Here is a 14,556-nt window from a genome sequence, read left to right as displayed (position 1 = left end):
GGTCGGCTACCGTCCGACCAGACTCGCGTCAGGCGTCGATCACGAAGCCCATGTCGTCGATGCAGGCCCGGACCGCCGACTCGGCGTCGGGGGCGCACTCGACGGTGACGGTGTCCGCGTCGGCGTCGGCGGTGACCCAGGCGACGCCGTCGAGGTCGGCGACGGCGTCACAGACGATGGCTTCGCAGTTCGAGCAGGTCATCCCGCTGACGGTGAGGGTGTATTCGGACATCCCATCCCGTCGCAGGGCCGACTCGCTTGTAAGTCGGCGAGACGTTCTGATCCACGGCACTGTTCTCACCCGAAGCGTTCGAGGAGCGTGCCGCCCTCGCCGACGGCCACGTCGACGTACTGGTCGGTGCCGAGGGCACACCCGTGGAGGGTGGTGCCGGTGGGCGTCTCCTGTTCGGTCCACGCGTGGTCGGTCAGCGCGAAGATCCGGCCCTCCGCGCCGGCCACGAGTCCCCGGCCGCCGCGGCGGTCGACCGCACGGAGCGAGCCGTCGGTCACGTCGTCTCGCATCCACGCGTGGCCGTCGTAGTCGAAGACCTCGCCCCCGTCCGTCACGGTGAGGACGAGGTCGTGTTCGAAGGCGACGAGGTCGGTGAGTTCCGCCCCGGTGTCGTCGATGCCGATGGCGGTCCACCGTCGCTCTCTGTTGTCGGATCGGGCCCGGAACGCGCGTCTGGCCACGGTGCCGCCCGTGTCGGCGACGAAGGCGCGGCGGCCGACCAGATCGACGGCCGAGGCCGACTCGCCGCCGGTGGGTTTGGTCACGGTCCCCCACTCGACGGTTCCGTTCCGGTTCTTCCCGGGCAGATACTCGCCGGAACTGTTGACCAGCGCGACCCGTTCGTTGCCGGCGCGGCCGGCGACGGCCACGTCGGCCCAGGAACTGGTCTTCCCCTCGGGGGCCGAGAAGTCGGTCAGCCGCTCGTCGAGGGTGTCGTAGGCACCGACCGCGCCGCTCCCGCCGCAGAACCACAGCTGTCGGCCGCCGTCGCTCACGTCGGCCCCGTAGAGGGTGTTCCCCTCCTCGCCGGGCCCCTGCTTCGTGACGGCGGTCCAGGCGTCGTCGGCGCGCGTGAGGACGGCACCGCCGCCGCCGACGGCGTACGGGCCGGCCTGCGTGATCACCACGTCGTAGAGCGCGTCACCGACCGGCGTGTCGACCGTGTTCCAGCCGCGAGCGGGTGTCGAGTCCGAACAGCCGGCGACGGCACTCGCGAGCGTCGCACCGCCGGCGGCGAGCAACGAGCGGCGTGACAGGGCCAGCGCCGAGCCGTCGTCGACCGATCCGGCGGACGTGTCCGGCACCATGCCGGTCAGGGGAGCAGGACCGTCAGGACGAGTACGGTGCTTGCGGCCGCGCTGACGATGCCGATGGCCGTCGACACTTCCTCGCCCCAGGCGGGGAGGCGCTCGGCGGCCACGACGACCGTCAACCCGAGCATGACGACGGGGTTCATCGAGCCGGCGGCGACCATCAGCGCGAAGAATGGCCAGGTGGCGCGAACGCACTGTTTGCCGTGGTCGAAGCCGCGTTCGAGCGCGCCGGTGAACGAGCGGTCCGACACCACCACGTCGCGACAGCAACCCGCGAGCGCGTCGCGCTTGTAGTCGGACTGCTGGTAGCCGGCGATCAGGAGGCCCAGCCCCGCGAGTACGAGCGTGCCGTGTCCGGCGACCAGCCCGCGAATCCCGACGAGCGCGTCGACCAGCAGGGGGACGACGCCGGTCGCGGTCCAGACGAGGCTGTACCCCAGGAACAGGGTCGCCACGAACGTGCCGGTCGACCGGGCGTCCGCCTCGTCGAGCGCGTCGACGTAGCGGCGCGCCGTGGGCAACATGGCGGGATACATCATCGCCGACATCATCACGCCCCACACGAGCAGGTAGGCCGCGACGCCGACGAGTCCGTTGCCGGTCCCCATCGCCTCGGGGACGCCGGGAACGGCCATCGGACCGGGCATCGACGGCGTGGGGAGCCAGCCGCCGAGCAGGACGGCCCACAGCAACAGCGAGACGGCGGCGACGCCGACGGACGCCGGCGGGACGTTGTCCGGTCGGACCTGTCGTTCGAGTTCCGTTCTGTACGAGCGTAGTGTGTCTCCGAGAGTCATCGTCGCGTGAATACAGCGCGGCGAGCGAATCGCCACGCGGGGAGTCGTTCGGGCGGGCGGTACGTGACAGAGGGCGGGGGCAGTCCGGCGGCGGACGGCCCCGCCAGCAGTCCCGGTTCTCGTCGGGTGGTGGCGTCCCTACCATGGCTGGTCAGTCCGTTTCGGAACGGGTGTCGCCCTCCTCGCGGTGGGTGGTGTGTGGCGGCGTCTCGCGGCGCGGGGTGAACGCGCCGGGCGCTGCCGTCCGCTGGGCGATGGTCGCGATGCGCAGGACGAACGAGAGCAAGACGGCAAACGGGAGTGTGACGACGGCCACCGCACCGCTGAACAGCACGTACAGCAAGAGCGGGTGGCCCGCGAGCGGTTGCCCGTTCGCGTAGGCCATGATGACGAAGACGGCGACGACGAACGAGCCGACGCCGGTGTACCCCACCAGCCGCGAGAGGTACGATAGCTCCTGGGTGAGATACAGCGCCTTGAAGTACTGTCTGAGTACGTCCAGCGAGACGAACACGTCTTCGAGGTCGGCCAGTCGCTCCCGGGCGCGGTCCGAGAGGCCGTCGTCGAGGCGGCCGAGCCGCCGGGCCTCGTTGACGTTCCGGGAGTAGCTGTCGCCCATCATCGCGGGCAGTATCTCGAACAGATCCTGGTGGGTGCCGTCGAGGCGTCGTCTGACCTCCGCTGTCTGTCGTCGGATCACCGCGACGTAGGCACGGGCCGCGTTCGCGGCCTCGGTATCGTCGTCGGCGACGGCGGCTTCCAGCCGGTCGGCGCGGTCGGCCACGACTTCGACGGCAGCCTGCAGGAATCCTGCGGGTTCGGTCGGGCTGATCGACAGCGAGGGGTGCTGTCGTTCGATCTGTTCCCGGAACGCGTCCACGTCACGGATCTGGCTCCGGACCTGCTCGGGCGTCCCGAACACGCGGTTGACCACGAGCTGGTTCACCGCGATGACGATGGGGACGAACGAGAACAGTCCGGAGATGACCGCGCCGAACGTGGTCGCGACGAAGGTCCCGCGGGCGACACCGACGACGCCGAGCAGGCACAACAGCAGGCAGAGCAAGCCGATGCCGCCCACGAGGAGCCAGACGATGGTCCAGCGGTCGCCTTCGAGCAGGAGCCAGCGGTGCAGTCTGCGGCGGCGGTCGGCGTCGGTCACCCAGCGCGCGGCGACGAGGACGCCAGTCACGGCGAGTCGGACGAGGACCCACGCCAACCGCAGGGCGACCACGAGTGCCCGGCCGATCTGTGCGCCGGCGTCGTCGCGCTCGTCGGTCGTCGGACTGTTCGTCGTCTGATCGTCGGAATTTCGGGTCATACTGATAGTATCGCGCCTGCGGTGGGCACCTGTGTCAACACGACCGTCAGGCCGAGGATGATCGCCACGAGCGTGACGACGCGGACCAGCATCGTGCGCCGCGCCGGCCGGAGCTTTTCGAGGCTCTCCGGGTGAAAGCCCAGGTACCAGAGGCTGACGATGGCCGCGAGCAACATCGCGTGCAGGTTCAACAGGACGACCGACAGCGAGCCGAGCGCGATCACCGGGTACGTCCACGCGACGGCGACGCCGACGACACCGATTGGTGGCATCACCGCGGCGGCGATCATCACGCCGACCAGATCGATGGTGTCGCCGGTCGAGAGACTGAGGGCGCCGGCGAACCCGGCACCGAGTGCGACTGCGACCAGCAGGAACGTCGGGGCCGTGTAGCCGCTGATCGCCAGTAACGTCGATCTGTCGACGGCCGGCGTGATCGAACTGAACCGGACCAGTGCCGCGAACGCGACGGTGCTACAGAGACCGCCGGCGACGCCGATCACCTGGTGTTTCAGGCCCTCGAAGAACAACATGTCGTCGTCGATGATGGTCCCGACGGCGGTGGCGATCATCGGTCCGATCAGGGGGGCGATGACCATCGACCCGATCAGCACGCCGATGGAGTCGAGCAGGACGCCCGCGGTGGCGACCACCGAACTGATCGCCGTCAGCAGGACGTAGATGCTCAGGTCCGGGATCAGGTCACCGGCACGGCCTTTGAGTTCGCTCCGGGAGACGCCCCAGTACCCGCGGCCGCCGATCTCTCGGTAGAGTTCGTCGGACTCGAACCGGTTCGAGACGACGACTTCGGGATCGACGACGACCGTGTACAGGTCCTCGTCGATGCCCATGGACTCGAACCGGCTCTGCACGTGTTCGACGAGGTGGCTCGGGAGCGGGAACCTGACGACGGCCGACCCGTCGGTGTCGTCTGTCCGGTCGGAGACGACGTAGTCGAGTTCGAGGTCGTCGAGGACCGCGACGGCCCGTTCGAAGGTCTGGGCCGTCAGTACCAGCAACTCGACGACGCGCATGTCTTCCTCGACGACGAACGCCCGGTCCGGAGCGGTACTCGACCGCGTGGTCGGTGTCTCGTCGGCACCGTCGACTGGGTCGTCGGTATCGGTATCCATGGCGGGCTTCCGTACAGGGCTTCGCGGACGTGTCGTCCCGTGTCTGTCCGGGCTGTGCCAGCGACTGCAGGTGTGTCACAGCTGGAGGTACGTCTCCGCTGCTGGCGGGTTCGGATCGGGGAACGCCACCGTGTAGAGGTCGGCGACGAGGTCCCTGATCTCGGCCAGGCAGTCGAGTCCCCGGTCGGCGCAGTTCGTCGCACACTGGGCCGTCACGGTGTCGCCGACGGTCCGGTACTGGAGGCGACCGTGACAGAACGGACAGCGCGGCGCGGCGTACCCGTTCATCCAGGCCGAGTCGTATCCGTACCGGTCGAGCCGTCGTGCGAGCGCGAACCAGACGTGTACGTCCCACTCCTGTCGGCCAGTGGCGGCCGACTTGAGCCGCCTGATCGCCAGCGACGCGCGGCGGACGGCGTCGTCGTCGGCGTCCCGATGACGCTCGCGACACCGCTCGTAGTACACGATCAGCGCTTTCCGCGAGGAACGGACGGCGCCGTTCGTGAGTGCGCCGACCGTCTCTGTCGGCCCGGACTCGTCGTCCGGGTCGACCGCCCGCCATGGTCGTCCGTCACCGTCGTAGTGTCGTTCCCGAGAGAGAGCGGCACCGCTCTCGGGGCAGAACCTGTGTGTTCCAATCATCTGTATCGATAAACGGGGGTCTGTTCGGTCGGGGGTCATCCGCGTTCGCCACGAACGCGTTACCCGGACCGGCGTCCGGCTCTATCTATTCACTACCCATAGAAAAGGATAGGAGACAGTACGGATCTCTGGAGTATATTATCAATGATAATTTTGATCAAAAATCAACAATTTACGAGACAATGACGGCTATCCGATAGACGAGTATCATACTCGATAATTGTCACGGGGCGTCGGGTGTCCGTCGGTTGCGGGCTCAGTTGGGGTGGCCCGAGACCCGTTCCTCCAGTTCGTCCAGAGGGGTTTCGGAGCGGGCACGGAGTTGATCGAGCCGTTCCGTGTGTCGTTCGTACGTGTCGTGATCGGCTCGTTCGGTCGGCGTCAACTCCAGTTCCAGGGTCGCCTGACTGGCCGCCAGCGAGAGATAGGTCTGCCTTCGAACGGCTTCGTCTGACATCGCGGCCGCCGTCGCGACGGCCTCCCGGAGTGTCTCCGGCTCCAGCGGTCGGACCAGATACTCCGTGAACCGCAGTCCGAGTCCGTTAGCGACGGCCGCGTCGTCGCTAATCACGACGACAGGCCGGTCGATCTCACGCGCCACGAGCTCGTCGAACAACCGGTCGAACCCGTCCGTGACTCCGGCCTCGACGACGATAGCGGCCACGTCGGCCGTGACTGTCGACAGCAACTCCGCCACGTCCTCGACTGTCTCCGTGGCCCAGTCGTCGAGCCACCCGTCGTACGTCGCCGCGCGCTCGCTCGACCCCACGACGAGAACTCGGTCGTCACGTTCCGTCATACCACATCTCGTCCGTGAACCGGCATAAACCGCCGCGGCTGTTCAAACAGTTTATTTCGTACGACTGTCTCCGGAAGCGACAGGTTTCCCGGCAGGCTGAAGGTGGTTCGGGACGACCTGAGAACGTGACGCTGCTCGTCGATATCGCCTGCCCCTCCTGCGGTCGCACGCGACCGGTCAGGAAAGTCGCCATCGGAACCTACCGGTGTGGTGATTGTGGCCGTGAGTTCACCGAGGCCGATATCGACCCCACACCGTAGCGTTCGTATGAGGTGCCTTTTATGAGAGGTGGCCGAATCATTCCCGAACGTATTATTGTGTGGGACTGCGTGGGTCTCGCCAATGACCACAACGGAGGAGTTGTTGCAACTGGAGCGTGAGTACACCGACGAAGTGACCGGGTCGGGGACGGTCCCCGAGTTGTTCGAGGCCAGCGTCGAACGCCACGCGGGACTGCCTGCCCAGCAGTACAAGGGCGGCGTCTACGACCGGTCGCTGACAGAGGACGTGATCCCCGAACCCGCCGCAGGGGAGTGGGGGCTGTTGACCTACGACCGGATGGCAGAGATCGTCCGGAACCTGGCGGCGGGCTTTCGGGAACTCGGCGTGGACCACGGCGAACGGGTGGGGCTGTTCTCGAACACCCGGATGGAGTGGGCCCAGACGGACTTCGCGCTCCTGGCCGCGGGCGGCGTCGTCACGACCATCTACACCGAGTCCTCGCCGCGACAGGTCCGCTATCTCCTGAACGATCCCGGTGCCACGGGCGTCGTCGTCGAGAACGAGGAACTGCTCGCCCGGGTGCTGGACGTACAGGACGACACGGACGTGGAGTTCATCGTCATCGTCGACGGCGTCGACATCTACGACAACAACGACGACATCTACACGCTCGGCGAGGTCCACGAACTCGGCCGCGAGGCGTTCGACGAGTCGGCCTACCAGTCCTGGCTCGACGAGCAGTCGCCCGACGACCTCGCCAGTCTCATCTACACCTCAGGGACCACGGGCAAACCCAAGGGCGTCCAGTTGACCCACGCCAACTTCCGGGCCAACGTCACCCAGATCCGGAAGCGATTCGGCCCGCGACCGGACAAGGCCGAGGACATCCCCGTCCTGGACTCGGACGTGAAGACGCTCTCCTTTCTCCCGCTGGCGCACGTCTTCGAGCGGACCGCCGGCCACTTCTCGATGTTCGGTGCCGGCGCGACAGTCGCTTACGCCGAGAGTCCCGACACGGTCCAGGAGGACATGAAGGCGGTCCAGCCGTCGACGGCCACGAGCGTCCCGCGGGTGTACGAGCGGGTCTTCGACGCCATGCGCGAACAGGCCGCCTCCTCCGATCTGAAAGAGAAGATCTTCCAGCGCGCACTGGAGATCGGCAAGGAGTACGGCCGGACCGAGGACCCGGGTCGGCGGCTCAAACTGGAGTACTACGTCGCGAACAAACTCGTCTTCCAGCAGGTCAAAGACCAGCTGGGCGGCAACATCGACTACTTCGTCAGCGGCGGCGGCAGCCTCAACAAGGAGTTGGCGGAACTGTTCCAGGGCATGGGCCTGGAGATCTTCGAGGGCTACGGCCTCACCGAGACCTCACCGGTCGTCTCGACCAACCCCGCCGAGGACCCGCGACCCGGGACGCTCGGCCCGCCGATGGCCGGGATGGAGACGCACCTCGACGACTCCGTGATCGGCCCGGACCGGAAGGAGAAAGCCGACGGCGAGATCGGCGAACTCCTCGTGCGCGGCCCCAACGTCACCCAGGGCTACTGGAACAAGCCCGAGGAGACCGAGGACGCCTTCACCACCCTGCCCGGCGACGACGAGGACGACGACGAGTGGTTCCGGACCGGCGACATCATCGAGCGGACCGAGGACGGCTATCTGGTCTACCACGACCGGCTGAAGCAACTCCTGGTCCTCTCGACCGGGAAAAACGTCGCGCCCGGTCCCATCGAGGACGCCTTCGCGACCAGCGAGCGCGTCGACCAGGTGATGGTGATGGGCGACAACCAGAAGTTCATCAGCGCGCTGATCGTCCCGAACTTCGAGGCGATCCGTCGCTGGGCCGACGAGGAAGGGATCGATCTGCCCGAGGACCGCGACGACGTGTGTGACGACGAGCGCGTCCACGAGTGGGTCCAGGACGCCGTCGACGAGGTCAACGAGCGGTTCGAGAAACACGAGACGATCAAGCAGTTCGAGCTTGTCCACGTCGAGTGGACGCCGGAAAACGACATGCTCACCTCCTCGATGAAGCTCAAGCGCCGGAACATCCGCGATCACTTCTTCCACAAGGTCGAAGCGATCTACGGCGAGTCGGCCAGTGCGGACTGACCCCACCGTACTGACCCCTCGCTCCGAGTACGGCGAGCGAACGTCGGCCCCGACGCCGACGCTTACGGCAGTTTCAGGTACGTCGCCCCCCGCTTCTGGGCGCGGGTGACTTCTGCGACGCCGGACGGAACGGTCGTGACTCCGTCGGCGAGGTCGTCGACCGCGTGGTCGAACCGTTCGAGGGAGTTCGCACAGGCGGAAATTTCCACGCCAGCGTCCGCCATCCGTTCGATCTTGGCCGCTTCCGGGGCCGTCGCCAGCAGGAACCGGACCGCCGGGCCGTTGACGACGACCTTGATTAGCCCCGGCGGCGTCGACACCGACTCGTCCTGAACGAGGTTCACGAGGTTGCGCAGTGCCATCCGCCAGTCGCCGCTCTCGCCGCTCGTGACGTGGATCACGATCTCGCTTCCAGCATCCATATAGTCGACACCGAGGGTCGAAGACGTAAATCCCTGCCTCGACACGTCCGGCCGAACTCAGAGATCGGCCACGGCCGCCTCCACGTCTTCGTGGGGGAGCGGACCGATCCACTCGTCGGCGACGTAGGCGAACTGCACAGTCAGATCGGGATCGACAACGAAGACGGACCGCCAGGGTGTCGCGACGTTGGCCATGTGATCGCGGTCGGTGAGCAGGTCCAGTGCCTCGGAGACTTCGCCGTTCACGTCGGCGAACATCCGGAACGGCGGGCGGCCCAGCCAGCGCAGGAAGTCGTTCTGGGCGTAGGGCCCGTCCCGGCTGATCCCGAGAACGGGTACGTCCTCGAAGTCGTCCCAGCCGTACTTCTGGAAGCGCTTCCACCAGTTCTGTGCGATGGCGCTGTAGACGAAGCCGGTCGAGACGAGGACCGCGCCGCGGTCACCCACGGCCGCCGAGAGGTGGGTCGAGCGGAACGTCTCGCCGTCACAGCACAGTGCCTCGAAATCCGGGAGTTCGTCGCCGTCGGTGGGTGGCATACCCGGGCATGGGGTGCCTCCCTCAAAAACCCCGGCGAAGGCACGGGCACGGTGGGTCCGGCGACGACCCCGAGCCGCAGTTTTTTGCCAGCCGCCTCCATAGCGGGTGGTATGACGATGACACTCTATCGGCTGGAGGGCTGTCCGTACTGCGAACTCGTCGTCGACCGCCTCGACGAACTGGACATCGACTACGAGTCGGTCTGGGTCGAGGGGCTGCACTCCCGACGCAACGAGGTCAAGCGGATCTCGGGCCAGCGCCAGGTCCCCGTCGTCGTCGACGAGGACCGCGGCATCACGATGGCCGAGTCCGAGCGCATCCTCGAATACCTGGATCAGAGCTACGCCTGACCCGTTTCAGTCCAGGCTGTGCGGGTCGAGCCCGGGGTCCTCGACCGCCGGCGCGCCGACCGCGAGGACGACGCCCTCGTCGTCGCCGACGTAGCGGTGGCCGTGGCCGATCTCCGGGCCGGCCGCCCAGAACGCACCCGGGCCGACCTCCATCGTCTCCTCCTCACCGGACCGGCCGAGCTTCAGCGAGAACTCGCCCTCGATCACGTAGTAGAGTTCCTCCTGTTCGCTGTGGGCGTGATACTGGATCTCCTCGCCGGGCTCGAAGTACCACAGCGTCACGTGGAGGTTGTCGAGTCCCATCGTCCGTCCGACGGGGCGGATGTCCAGGTCCGGCGGCACGCCCTCGACTTCCGACAGGTCGGTGACCGGTACGTCCTCGGTGTCGAGCACTTCGTACTCCATAGCGGCACAACCCACGCCCGGTCACACCAAAAGCGTAGGGGGCGAGGTCGCCGGCCGAGGACAGCCGCGACCGCTCTCACTCCTCGACCGCTCGGCGCAATTCCGGGAGCGCCTCGGTCACGTCCGCCCGGAAGTCGTAGTCGGCACGGTCCGAGAGCGGTGTGGATTCGAGGTTGACCAGGACCAGCGTCGCGCCTCGTTCGGCGGCGACCCGCGGGAGCGAGGCGGCCGGTTCGACGGTCAGCGACGAGCCGACCGCGAGGAACACGTCCGCGTTCTCGGCTCTGGCCTGTGACTGCATCAGTGCGTGTTCGGGCAACTGCTCCCCGAACAGTACGGTGTCGGGTTTGAGCGTCCCGTCGCAGTCGTCACAGGTCGGCGGGAGGTCGCCGTCCCGGGCCCGCTCCATGGCTGGTTCGGCGTCGAACCGCTGGCTACAGTCCCGGCAGACGACACGCGCGGCGGAGCCGTGGATCTCGATCACGTCCTCGGAGCCGGCGTCCTGGTGGAGCCCGTCGATGTTCTGTGTGACGACGGTGTCGAGGTGGCCCGCCGATTCGAGAGCCGCCAGGGCCTCGTGGGCGGCGTTGGGCGCGACGTTGCCGTCGTCGAACGCCGACGCCTGGAGTTGCACGCGGTCGCGCCAGAACCCACCGGGATCGGCCCGAAAGCGGTCGATGTGGAAGTCCATCGGGTCGTGTCGCTCCCAGATGCCGTCTTCGCCGCGAAAATCCGGGATCCCGGACGCGGTGCTGACGCCGGCTCCGGTCAACGCGACGACCGACTCCGCGTCGCGGATCGCCCTGGCCACCGCCCGCACGTCCGACTCGTCGACGCTCATACCACTGTCACAGACCGCCTGCGGGATTAAAATCACCGGATCGCCCGCTCCGTTCGGCGAATCTCTCCTGCCCGAACGATCCGGTAATTTGGCACTGTGTTTATCCGTGTGTGGGTGCAAGTACCACACTGATGCCAGCCGAATCGGTCGCCGACCGCGAACGGGAAGACTCGGATTCCGAACCACTGCCGGCCAGGCTGGCGGCCGAGATCGACCGGCTCTGGGACGACATGGTCGACGAGGCTGGGTCGGAGAGCGACGCGGCGGACGAGTCGGGTGACACCGAGAGCGAGACGGCGACGGCCGTGATCGACGCGGTGGTCGAACCGCCGACGGGCGCGAGTCAGTCGGCCGTCGAGGCGGCAGTCGCGGACGCCGAAACGGACGGGCGGAGCCGCGAGGCCGACGACGACGACCACCTGTCCATGTGAGTCAGAGGGATCGCCGCTCGACCTCGGGGTCGATATCGGCCGCGGCCAGGTCCTGGCGAATCCGCTCGCGTAGCGGCGTCGGTACCGTGTCACGTCCCACCGGGACGGCGATATCGCCGTCCGGCGAGACTTTCCAGTAGACCACGCAGTCGCTCGGCTCGTAGTACTCGATGCTGTAGCGCTCACCTCCCCCGTCGTAGTGAACGCGCGCCGCGGCGTTCTCGACGCGCCACCCGTCCTGCTCGGCCAGTCCGTCGAGGACAGCAGTCATACCCCGTCGTAGGGTAGCCACGGGCTAGTGATTTCGGTCACGGACAGGTCTGCCGGAAGGCACCACTACTCGGAAACGTTCGAAGAGGGGGAGCGGAAAGAGGGAGGGGGAAAACCGGTTCGGGATTGGGAGCGAACCGCACTTGATTCAACGAACCCATTGTGGTTCAGTTTTCTTCACGATATCATCGGCCAGTTATAAGCGGTCGCTGTGGGGCCCGTGAGTCGAGGAAGTGTGAGCGATCAGTCGGAGTGTCGCACGATGTGTACGTCGTAGCGCGGGTCCTCCGAAACGGGGCTCCCGACGCTGGTGACCGGCGTCGAGACCCGGCCGGCGTTCTCGCTGCCGATGAACACGATGGACGCGTCCACGTCGTCGGCGACGTGTCTGATCGTCCGCGTGATGTCGTCGATGACCGTCGCGGTCATCGAGTCGCTGGTCTCGGGGTGTTCACACCGATAGGTCGCGTTCGGTGCGACCTCCTGGACGGTGCGCTCGAACTCCTCACAGACGGCGGCCTGATCGTAGGTGCCGTCCTCGTCGATCCAGCCGCGTTCGCGGGCGAACTCCTCGTCGTCGGGGATGATGGTCAGCGCCACGACCGACTCGTCGCGGTAGTCGGCGAACTCGCTCGCGCGTTCGAGCGCCGTCCGGGACAGCGCCGAACCGTCGAACGGGACCAGAAGCGTCATGCAGTTGGGTTCTCCAGCCCGCGTCTTAACGCCCGGGGAGCCGGCAACGCCTCCCGAACCGCTCCGGACATTGATATCGCTCCGTGACCTGCCATCCCGCATGGAGACGCTGGGCGACGGTGACGGTCCCATCGACATCCACGACTATCGACACGGGCTGAAACTCCGCAAGGAGACCCGCGATACCAGCCACTGGGCGAACAAGAAGGGGTACGCCTGCCCGGCCTGCGGGAAACCGTTCGAGCAACTGTTCGTCTCCGAGAAGACCGACAACACGTTCACGCCGTCGTCGGTGACGCCGTTCTGTATCCGGCACGAACCCGACCGCATCCTGATGTTCCGACATTGACCACGCCGACCCGACTCCGTCGGAAGCTCGACGGCGTGTTCCGGGCTGGTCTTGCAGGCTCGCCCCGTCGGTCGGTCACTCGGTCACTTCGGTCTTCACGACGGTCGCGGGGCGAGTCGTCAACCGCACGACACGGTCGGTGACGCTTCCGAGCAGCGTTCGGTACTCCTCGGGCCGCCGTTTCGTCCCGAGGACGAGCAGGTCGGCGTCGACCTCGTCGGCGTAAGCGACGACCGTGTCGGCCGGCTGGCCGTGCCGTATCTCGTCGACGACCTCGACGCCCGCTTCGGCCGCGGCCTCGCGGATCGCCGCGAGTCGCTCCGTTCCCAGTTCCTCGAGCCCGTGTTCCGGGCCTTCGCTCTCGTCGACGTACTCGTCGCCGCTGTAGGCGGTCACGACGTTCTCGTCGACGACGTAGAGGGCGTGCAGGACGGCATCGTTGGCAGCCGCGAGTTCGATGGCGTGCGCTTCGGCGTCGTCCGATGCGACAGTGCCGTCCGTCGCGAGCAAGATCCGGTCGTACATACAGTTCGGCGTTGGGGGGCCGGTCGATTAAATACACACTGCGATTCTCAACCCACGGGAGTGGCCCCCGCAACGCTCGACGACGGCCGGACAGGTACCCAGCCCCGTCTCGTCGACGCTTACGACACGCCCAGCTGTTTCGCGATGGTGTTGAGCTGGATCTCGTCGGTACCTTCGACGACCCGGAGGATGCGGGCGACGTGGAGGTGGTCCATGAACGGGTTGTCCTCCGAGAGCCCGTTGCCGCCGTGGACCTGCACCACGTCGTCGGCGATGTCGAAGTAGACGTTCGTCGCGAGGTACTTGAAGATCGACGACTCCTCGATGGCCTGCTCGCCCTGGTCCATCTGCCAGGCGAGTTTGAGGCCGGCGGCGTCGGCGGCGTAGTTCCGCGCTCGCCCCTCGGCGAGTTTGTGAGAGATGCCCTGGAACTTCCCGATGGGTCGCCCGAAGGCCTCCCGGTCGTTGGCGTACTCGACGCCCTTCTCGATGAGGTGTTCGGCGTAGCCCACCGCCTCCGCGCCGAGTTCCAGCCGGCCCAGCGAGAGGAAGTCCATGGCGTTGTAGAACGCGGTGTCTGGCTGGCCCAGCACCCGATCTTCACCGAGGCGCACGTCGTCGAACAGCAACTCGGCCTGCATCCCCTCCAGCCCGACGGCGTTGTTCATCGATCCGAGTTCGAACTCGTCGGCCTCGACGATGAAGCAGGTGATCCCGCCGTAGCGGCCGGCCTCCTCCTGGGGTGTCGTCCGCGCGAACACCTGCACGAAGTCCGCGTAGGGCGCGTTCGTGATCCACTGCTTCTGGCCGTTCAGGACCCACTCGTCGCCGTCTTTCTCGGCGTGGGTGTCCATGTTCGGCGAGTCCGACCCCTGCCCGGGCTCGGTCTGGGCGAAGGCCGTCGAAACTTCGCCTGCGACGGCCGGCTTCAGGTACTTCTCGACCTGTTCACCCTCGGCCTGCATCAGGAGGGGCTTGGGGCCCTCGGGACCCGCGAGGACGTACTCGGTCAGGCCGATCCCGTGGCTCGCGACGTGTTTCTTCGCCCGGTACCAGGTGACGTTCGAGACGTCCTCGCCGCCCACGTCCTCGGGGAGGTTCATCGCGTAGTAGCCGGCGTCGGCGCTCTTTTTCCGGATGGTCTCGATGGCATCGACGACTTCCGGGACCAGCCGCCCGTCGTCCTCGTGGCGCAGTCGCGGGTTCTCCCACGTCTCGCCCAGGTCGTCCCTGATCGGTTTCACTTCCTGCTCGATGAACTCGTCGAGACTGTCGAGGATGAGCCGCGTCTCCTCGCCCGTGTCGAAACTGACCGACCGTTTCTTGTTTTCTGTTGCCATGGCGCAAGCGAACGCGCGCCATTGCTATGAATCCACC

The 14,556-nt window shown here is 66.9% G+C and carries 20 protein-coding genes; 5 read left to right on the top strand and 15 right to left on the bottom strand.

Features of this window, described 5'->3' with window-relative positions; genetic code table 11:
• Positions 1-28: 28 nt before the first annotated feature.
• From ACOZ4N_RS07145 to ACOZ4N_RS07115, 7 genes are all read right to left on the bottom strand, one after another.
• A complete protein-coding gene (locus tag ACOZ4N_RS07145; RefSeq protein WP_424019241.1) occupies positions 29-232 on the bottom strand; it encodes a heavy-metal-associated domain-containing protein in 204 nt (67 codons plus the stop codon).
• A 65-nt stretch (positions 233-297) separates the two neighbouring features.
• Positions 298-1,320, bottom strand: a complete 1,023-nt coding sequence (locus ACOZ4N_RS07140) for a hypothetical protein (RefSeq protein ID WP_424019240.1) — start codon at positions 1,318-1,320, stop codon at positions 298-300.
• A 5-nt stretch (positions 1,321-1,325) separates the two neighbouring features.
• Complete coding sequence (locus tag ACOZ4N_RS07135; protein ID WP_424019239.1) at positions 1,326-2,123, bottom strand: DUF2182 domain-containing protein; 798 nt, start codon at positions 2,121-2,123, stop codon at positions 1,326-1,328.
• A 151-nt stretch (positions 2,124-2,274) separates the two neighbouring features.
• A complete protein-coding gene (locus tag ACOZ4N_RS07130) occupies positions 2,275-3,444 on the bottom strand; it encodes a hypothetical protein (protein WP_424019238.1) in 1,170 nt (389 codons plus the stop codon).
• The gene (locus ACOZ4N_RS07125) at positions 3,441-4,577 is read right to left on the bottom strand and encodes a TIGR00341 family protein (protein ID WP_424019237.1); all 1,137 of its coding nucleotides are present in this window, start codon (positions 4,575-4,577) and stop codon (positions 3,441-3,443) included. The genes ACOZ4N_RS07130 and ACOZ4N_RS07125 overlap by 4 nt, the downstream gene beginning before the upstream one ends.
• A 75-nt stretch (positions 4,578-4,652) precedes the next feature.
• On the bottom strand, positions 4,653-5,219 hold the full coding sequence (locus ACOZ4N_RS07120) for a hypothetical protein (protein WP_424019236.1): 567 nt from the start codon (positions 5,217-5,219) through the stop codon (positions 4,653-4,655).
• A gap of 256 nt (positions 5,220-5,475) precedes the next feature.
• The gene (locus ACOZ4N_RS07115) at positions 5,476-6,018 is read right to left on the bottom strand and encodes a HalX domain-containing protein (RefSeq protein WP_424019235.1); all 543 of its coding nucleotides are present in this window, start codon (positions 6,016-6,018) and stop codon (positions 5,476-5,478) included.
• 125 nt (positions 6,019-6,143) lie between these two features.
• Here ACOZ4N_RS07115 and ACOZ4N_RS07110 point away from each other — a divergent pair, with 125 nt between their 5' ends.
• On the top strand, positions 6,144-6,278 hold the full coding sequence (locus ACOZ4N_RS07110) for a hypothetical protein (RefSeq protein WP_424019234.1): 135 nt from the start codon (positions 6,144-6,146) through the stop codon (positions 6,276-6,278).
• Positions 6,279-6,360: 82 nt separating this feature from the next.
• The gene (locus ACOZ4N_RS07105; RefSeq protein WP_424019233.1) at positions 6,361-8,355 is read left to right on the top strand and encodes an AMP-dependent synthetase/ligase; all 1,995 of its coding nucleotides are present in this window, start codon (positions 6,361-6,363) and stop codon (positions 8,353-8,355) included.
• A 62-nt stretch (positions 8,356-8,417) separates the two neighbouring features.
• Here ACOZ4N_RS07105 and ACOZ4N_RS07100 read toward each other — a convergent pair whose 3' ends face one another.
• A complete protein-coding gene (locus ACOZ4N_RS07100; protein WP_424019232.1) occupies positions 8,418-8,777 on the bottom strand; it encodes a DsrE family protein in 360 nt (119 codons plus the stop codon).
• A gap of 57 nt (positions 8,778-8,834) precedes the next feature.
• On the bottom strand, positions 8,835-9,314 hold the full coding sequence (locus ACOZ4N_RS07095) for a redoxin domain-containing protein (protein ID WP_424019231.1): 480 nt from the start codon (positions 9,312-9,314) through the stop codon (positions 8,835-8,837).
• 111 nt (positions 9,315-9,425) lie between these two features.
• Here ACOZ4N_RS07095 and ACOZ4N_RS07090 point away from each other — a divergent pair, with 111 nt between their 5' ends.
• Positions 9,426-9,665 carry a glutaredoxin family protein gene (locus ACOZ4N_RS07090; RefSeq protein WP_424019230.1) on the top strand — a complete coding sequence of 80 codons (240 nt, stop codon included), beginning with the start codon at positions 9,426-9,428 and terminating at the stop codon, positions 9,663-9,665.
• Between the two features lie 6 nt (positions 9,666-9,671).
• On the opposite strand, the gene ACOZ4N_RS07085 is transcribed toward ACOZ4N_RS07090, so the two are convergent.
• On the bottom strand, positions 9,672-10,070 hold the full coding sequence (locus ACOZ4N_RS07085) for a cupin domain-containing protein (RefSeq protein ID WP_424019229.1): 399 nt from the start codon (positions 10,068-10,070) through the stop codon (positions 9,672-9,674).
• Between the two features lie 76 nt (positions 10,071-10,146).
• A complete protein-coding gene (locus ACOZ4N_RS07080; RefSeq protein WP_424019228.1) occupies positions 10,147-10,911 on the bottom strand; it encodes an SIR2 family NAD-dependent protein deacylase in 765 nt (254 codons plus the stop codon).
• Between the two features lie 131 nt (positions 10,912-11,042).
• Here ACOZ4N_RS07080 and ACOZ4N_RS07075 point away from each other — a divergent pair, with 131 nt between their 5' ends.
• The gene (locus ACOZ4N_RS07075) at positions 11,043-11,342 is read left to right on the top strand and encodes a hypothetical protein (protein WP_424019227.1); all 300 of its coding nucleotides are present in this window, start codon (positions 11,043-11,045) and stop codon (positions 11,340-11,342) included.
• Position 11,343: 1 nt separating this feature from the next.
• On the opposite strand, the gene ACOZ4N_RS07070 is transcribed toward ACOZ4N_RS07075, so the two are convergent.
• Together ACOZ4N_RS07070 and ACOZ4N_RS07065 are read right to left on the bottom strand one after the other, a co-directional pair.
• Positions 11,344-11,613 (bottom strand): DUF7538 family protein, encoded by a 270-nt coding sequence (locus ACOZ4N_RS07070; RefSeq protein WP_424019226.1) that lies wholly within the window; start codon positions 11,611-11,613, stop codon positions 11,344-11,346.
• A 242-nt stretch (positions 11,614-11,855) separates the two neighbouring features.
• A complete protein-coding gene (locus ACOZ4N_RS07065) occupies positions 11,856-12,305 on the bottom strand; it encodes a universal stress protein (RefSeq protein ID WP_424019225.1) in 450 nt (149 codons plus the stop codon).
• A gap of 100 nt (positions 12,306-12,405) precedes the next feature.
• Here ACOZ4N_RS07065 and ACOZ4N_RS07060 point away from each other — a divergent pair, with 100 nt between their 5' ends.
• On the top strand, positions 12,406-12,654 hold the full coding sequence (locus tag ACOZ4N_RS07060; RefSeq protein WP_424019224.1) for a DUF7385 family protein: 249 nt from the start codon (positions 12,406-12,408) through the stop codon (positions 12,652-12,654).
• A 75-nt stretch (positions 12,655-12,729) separates the two neighbouring features.
• On the opposite strand, the gene ACOZ4N_RS07055 is transcribed toward ACOZ4N_RS07060, so the two are convergent.
• Together ACOZ4N_RS07055 and ACOZ4N_RS07050 are read right to left on the bottom strand one after the other, a co-directional pair.
• Positions 12,730-13,179: a universal stress protein gene (locus ACOZ4N_RS07055; protein ID WP_424019223.1), complete on the bottom strand. Its 450-nt coding sequence runs from the start codon at positions 13,177-13,179 to the stop codon at positions 12,730-12,732.
• Positions 13,180-13,298: 119 nt separating this feature from the next.
• Positions 13,299-14,519: an acyl-CoA dehydrogenase family protein gene (locus tag ACOZ4N_RS07050; RefSeq protein ID WP_424019222.1), complete on the bottom strand. Its 1,221-nt coding sequence runs from the start codon at positions 14,517-14,519 to the stop codon at positions 13,299-13,301.
• Positions 14,520-14,556 lie beyond the last annotated feature (37 nt).

Origin of the sequence: Halorientalis pallida (assembly GCF_049605515.1) — an archaeon.
GTDB lineage: Archaea > Halobacteriota > Halobacteria > Halobacteriales > Haloarculaceae > Halorientalis > Halorientalis pallida_A.
This window is presented reverse-complemented; position numbering and strand designations above follow the sequence as displayed.

Bases quoted from the DNA above. Each gene is read 5' to 3' on its own strand.
- ACOZ4N_RS07065 (WP_424019225.1), bottom strand. From the start codon at position 12,305: ATGACGCTTCTGGTCCCGTTCGACGGTTCGGCGCTGTCCCGGACGGCG.
- ACOZ4N_RS07130 (WP_424019238.1), bottom strand. From the start codon at position 3,444: ATGACCCGAAATTCCGACGATCAGACGACGAACAGTCCGACGACCGAC.
- ACOZ4N_RS07085 (WP_424019229.1), bottom strand. From the start codon at position 10,070: ATGGAGTACGAAGTGCTCGACACCGAGGACGTACCGGTCACCGACCTG.
- ACOZ4N_RS07120 (WP_424019236.1), bottom strand. From the start codon at position 5,219: ATGATTGGAACACACAGGTTCTGCCCCGAGAGCGGTGCCGCTCTCTCT.
- ACOZ4N_RS07050 (WP_424019222.1), bottom strand. From the start codon at position 14,519: ATGGCAACAGAAAACAAGAAACGGTCGGTCAGTTTCGACACGGGCGAG.
- ACOZ4N_RS07105 (WP_424019233.1), top strand. From the start codon at position 6,361: ATGACCACAACGGAGGAGTTGTTGCAACTGGAGCGTGAGTACACCGAC.
- ACOZ4N_RS07115 (WP_424019235.1), bottom strand. From the start codon at position 6,018: ATGACGGAACGTGACGACCGAGTTCTCGTCGTGGGGTCGAGCGAGCGC.
- ACOZ4N_RS07070 (WP_424019226.1), bottom strand. From the start codon at position 11,613: ATGACTGCTGTCCTCGACGGACTGGCCGAGCAGGACGGGTGGCGCGTC.
- ACOZ4N_RS07075 (WP_424019227.1), top strand. From the start codon at position 11,043: ATGCCAGCCGAATCGGTCGCCGACCGCGAACGGGAAGACTCGGATTCC.
- ACOZ4N_RS07125 (WP_424019237.1), bottom strand. From the start codon at position 4,577: ATGGATACCGATACCGACGACCCAGTCGACGGTGCCGACGAGACACCG.
- ACOZ4N_RS07140 (WP_424019240.1), bottom strand. From the start codon at position 1,320: ATGGTGCCGGACACGTCCGCCGGATCGGTCGACGACGGCTCGGCGCTG.
- ACOZ4N_RS07145 (WP_424019241.1), bottom strand. From the start codon at position 232: ATGTCCGAATACACCCTCACCGTCAGCGGGATGACCTGCTCGAACTGC.
- ACOZ4N_RS07100 (WP_424019232.1), bottom strand. From the start codon at position 8,777: ATGGATGCTGGAAGCGAGATCGTGATCCACGTCACGAGCGGCGAGAGC.
- ACOZ4N_RS07055 (WP_424019223.1), bottom strand. From the start codon at position 13,179: ATGTACGACCGGATCTTGCTCGCGACGGACGGCACTGTCGCATCGGAC.
- ACOZ4N_RS07090 (WP_424019230.1), top strand. From the start codon at position 9,426: ATGACGATGACACTCTATCGGCTGGAGGGCTGTCCGTACTGCGAACTC.
- ACOZ4N_RS07135 (WP_424019239.1), bottom strand. From the start codon at position 2,123: ATGACTCTCGGAGACACACTACGCTCGTACAGAACGGAACTCGAACGA.
- ACOZ4N_RS07080 (WP_424019228.1), bottom strand. From the start codon at position 10,911: ATGAGCGTCGACGAGTCGGACGTGCGGGCGGTGGCCAGGGCGATCCGC.
- ACOZ4N_RS07095 (WP_424019231.1), bottom strand. From the start codon at position 9,314: ATGCCACCCACCGACGGCGACGAACTCCCGGATTTCGAGGCACTGTGC.
- ACOZ4N_RS07060 (WP_424019224.1), top strand. From the start codon at position 12,406: ATGGAGACGCTGGGCGACGGTGACGGTCCCATCGACATCCACGACTAT.